Origin of the sequence: Flavobacterium sp. ACAM 123 (genome assembly GCF_000264055.1) — a bacterium.
Classification (GTDB): domain Bacteria; phylum Bacteroidota; class Bacteroidia; order Flavobacteriales; family Flavobacteriaceae; genus Flavobacterium.
The window spans coordinates 1-3,675 of record NZ_AJXL01000187.1 but is presented as its reverse complement, the minus strand read 5'-3'; the positions used below and the strand labels follow the sequence as shown (position 1 = coordinate 3,675).

3 protein-coding genes are annotated in these 3,675 nt (G+C 33.8%); all 3 read left to right on the top strand.

Annotated elements, in window-relative coordinates; all coding sequences use genetic code 11:
- The coding region (locus A3SG_RS20405) for a gliding motility-associated C-terminal domain-containing protein (protein ID WP_035664652.1) at nt 1-771 on the top strand (771 nt) is incomplete at its 5' end.
- A 65-nt stretch (nt 772-836) separates the two neighbouring features.
- Complete coding sequence (locus tag A3SG_RS0117925; RefSeq protein WP_016991370.1) at nt 837-1,754, top strand: type IX secretion system membrane protein PorP/SprF; 918 nt, start codon at nt 837-839, stop codon at nt 1,752-1,754.
- 18 nt (nt 1,755-1,772) lie between these two features.
- Nucleotides 1,773-3,644 carry an OmpA family protein gene (locus A3SG_RS0117920; protein WP_016991369.1) on the top strand — a complete coding sequence of 624 codons (1,872 nt, stop codon included), beginning with the start codon at nt 1,773-1,775 and terminating at the stop codon, nt 3,642-3,644.
- Nucleotides 3,645-3,675: the final 31 nt, after the last annotated feature.

The window sequence follows — 3,675 nt, the reverse complement described above, 5'->3', positions numbered from 1 at the left end:
CCTTTTACTCCGGCACAGCCAACACTAAGTAGTGTAACACAGCCAACCTGTGGTGTTGCGGTAGGAAGTTTTACTATCACAAATTATGATGCTTCCTACACTTACTCAGTAAATCCATCGACGGGAGTTTTAATTTCAGGAAATACGATAACAGCATTATCGGGAAGTTATACAGTAACTACTACCTTAGGGTTGTGTGCTACCAGTGCGACGGTAACCATAAATCCTATTCCTACGCAAATTCAATTTGAAATTGTAGGAGACTGTACAAATAAGGAATATTTGGCTACAGCTAGTCCATTGGCAAATTCGTATGATCCAAATAATGTAAGTTATCAATGGAAAGATAATACTGGTTCCGCAGTAGGCACTAACTCAAACATTTTAAATATTTCTGATGTGATTGTTTCAAGTTTTGCAAAAGAAGTTTTCCCTTTAAACTATACTTTAACTATAGTGTCGACTGCAACAGGTTGTGAGGCAACAAAAGCGATTACAGTCGAAACCATTTATTGTAATATACAAAAAGGAATATCGCCAGATGGTAATGGGTCAAATGATTATTTTGATTTGAGATTAATGGATGTGAGAAAACTGGGGATATTTAATAGATATGGAATTAAAGTTTATGAGCAATCTAATTATACAGATCAATGGAAGGGACAGTCAGATAAAGGAGAGAATCTTCCAAGTGCAACTTATTACTATGTAATGGAACTTAACAAAGGCGAAACAAAAACAGGTTGGATCTATTTAATCAGAGAAAAATAGAAAATTAATTTATTTTTGGATTCCACGAGTAATTTCTGGACGAATAAAACGAAAAACAAATAGACATGAATAAAATAATTTTGACCTCTCTTTTAGTTCTTATTGCCTATATAGGTGCAAATGCGCAACAGAACCCTCATTATACGCAATATATGTATAATATGAATATCGTCAACCCTGCGTATGCAGGTTCTAAAGAAAGTATCTCTTTTGGAGCTTTATACAGAAAGCAATGGGTTAATATTGAAGATGCTCCCACTTCTTTTACCTTTTCCGGACATGCACCCGTAGGCGAAAATGTTGGAGTTGGTTTGTCTTTTATCTCAGATAAGATAGGGCCGGTAACGGAACAGAACGTATTTGGTGATTTTTCATACACCTTACAATTAAATGAGACTAGTAGACTGGCTTTAGGAATAAAAGCAGGTGTCTCGTTTCATCAAGTTGGTTTAAGAGACATTCAGTCTTCCTTGCCAGATCCTTCCGAAGGAATTTTTGGAGAAGACATAAGTGATGCTTCATTAAATTTAGGTGCTGGAGCATTTTATTATACAGAAAATTATTATGTTGCTTTTTCGATTCCGAATTTAGTAAAGTCGGTACATTTAGATTATAATGGACGTGAATATGGTTCAGACGTGTCTCACTACTTTTTAACCGCGGGTTATGTATTTGACGTTAACAATGAGTTAAAGTTCAAGCCATCATTTATGTTGAAATCTGCATCTAATGTGAGTCCTTCATTAGACCTATCTGTAAATTTTTTGTACCAAGAAAAATTTGAAATAGGTGCTACATATAGACTGGAAGATAGTTTTGGTGGTATGGTAAATTTTGCCGTGACACCGGAATTAAGAGTAGGTTACGCCTACGATCATATTATTTCGGATTTGAAGGTAACTAGTCCGTCTTCACATGAATTTATTCTATTGTATGATATATTTGTTTCGAAAAAAGTTTCACGTTCACCAAGATTTTTCTAATATTAAATTTTACGATTAATGAAAAAATTTACCATACTATCGTTTTTAGTACTTACGGGATTTTCGCTAAAAGCACAAAATAAAGAAACCAAGAACGCAGATAAATTGTTTGAGCAGTATGAATATGTTCAAGCAGCTAAGGAATATCTTTTATTAGTTGAAAAAGGAAACACAGACACTTATGTGTATAAACGGCTTGGAGATTCTAATTACAACATGGCTAATACTGTCGAGGCTGAAAAATGGTATGAAAAGGCCATAATTACTAAACGAGACGCCGCGCTATATTATAACTATGCACAGGTACTAAAATCGAATGGGAAGTATGAAGAGTCTAATGTTCAGATGAAGCAATTTGCAAGTATGAAGCCAAATGATCAAAGGGCTATTGATTTTATAGCTGATAAGGATTATCTCTCTAAACTTTTGAAAAAGGAGAAATTATTCTTGGTTAATAAATTAGAAATAAACTCTGAAAAATCTGATTTTGGAGCAGTGATGTATGATAACACCTTGTATTTTGCCAGTGCAAGAAATGTAGGTGGCAAAACATACGGTGTGAATAATGAACCATTTTTAGATATTTATCAATCTACGTATAATACAGATGGGACCTATTCAGAACCAAGCTCAGTTTCAGAACTTAATACAAGATTTCATGAAGGGCCAGTGTCGTTGTCTAAAGACGGTAATGCTATTTATTTTGCTAGTGAAAGTTTCAATGATGATTTGTATCAAAAAGACAATGTAAATAAATTAAAGATTGGCCAGGTTAACTTATACAAAGCGAGAAAGGAAAATGGTAAGTGGACTGAAATAACTCCACTGTCTTTTAACAGTAAAAGTTATTCAACCAATAACCCATCAATAGCTCAGGACGGAAAGACGCTTTATTTTTCTTCAAATATGCCTGGGTCAATAGGAGGTATCGATATATGGAAGGTTGAAGTGAATTCCGATGGGAGTTTCGGAACGCCTGAAAATTTAGGTAATAAGATAAATACTCCCGGTGACGAAAGTTTCCCTTTCATTGCGGACGATAATTTGTTGTATTTTTCCTCAAAAGGGTTAACAGGTTTTGGGGGGTATGACATCTTTTCGGTGGATTTGAAAAATGGTAGTCAGCCTAATAATATTGGTAAACCTATTAATTCAGAAAAGGATGATTTTGCTTTTACTTTGAATAAAGATAACAATATAGGTTTTGTATCAAGTAATCGTTCTGGTGTTGACAATATATACAGTGCTATTCCAATCTGTAAATCGCAAATAGTAACAGTTGTTAAAAATTCCAAGACAGGTAATCCATTATCAAATTCTAGAGTAGCTCTTTTTGATAAAAATGATATTGTTGTAGATAAATTATTGTCTAATGAGAGCGGCGAATTAACATTTGATGTAGATTGTAACAAAGAGTATGTTGTTGGAATAAACAAGGATGGTTTTATTTCTCAAAAAAGCGTTGCTTTAAAAACTGCGAGCGGAAGTGCAAGAGTAGATATCTCTTTGGTTCCTATAGAAGAGGTTGTTGTTACTGAAGTTGAAATTATTTTAAATACAATTTATTTTGAAAATAACAGAAGTGCTATAACAACTCAGGCCGCTGAAGTTTTGGATAAGTTAGTTTACATAATGGCTCAAAACCCTGAATTAGCAGTTTATGTAAAATCACATACAGATTCAAGAGGTAAAGACGATTATAATATGAATCTTTCCGAGAGAAGAGCGAAATCTACTGTAGATTATATCGTTTCTAAAGGAGTTAGTCCTGAAAATATATCAGGAAAAGGTTTTGGAGAATCTGAATTAAAAATAGAGTGTGATCCTAAATGTAGCGAAGACGATCACGCTACAAACAGACGATCGGAATTCATGATAGTAAAAAAATAAAAATTTTAGTTTGCATAAAAAAGAAAGGTAG

Excerpts from the sequence above, each read along its gene's own strand:
- A3SG_RS0117925 (WP_016991370.1), top strand. The coding sequence starts at position 837 with ATGAATAAAATAATTTTGACCTCTCTTTTAGTTCTTATTGCCTATATA.
- A3SG_RS0117920 (WP_016991369.1), top strand. The coding sequence starts at position 1,773 with ATGAAAAAATTTACCATACTATCGTTTTTAGTACTTACGGGATTTTCG.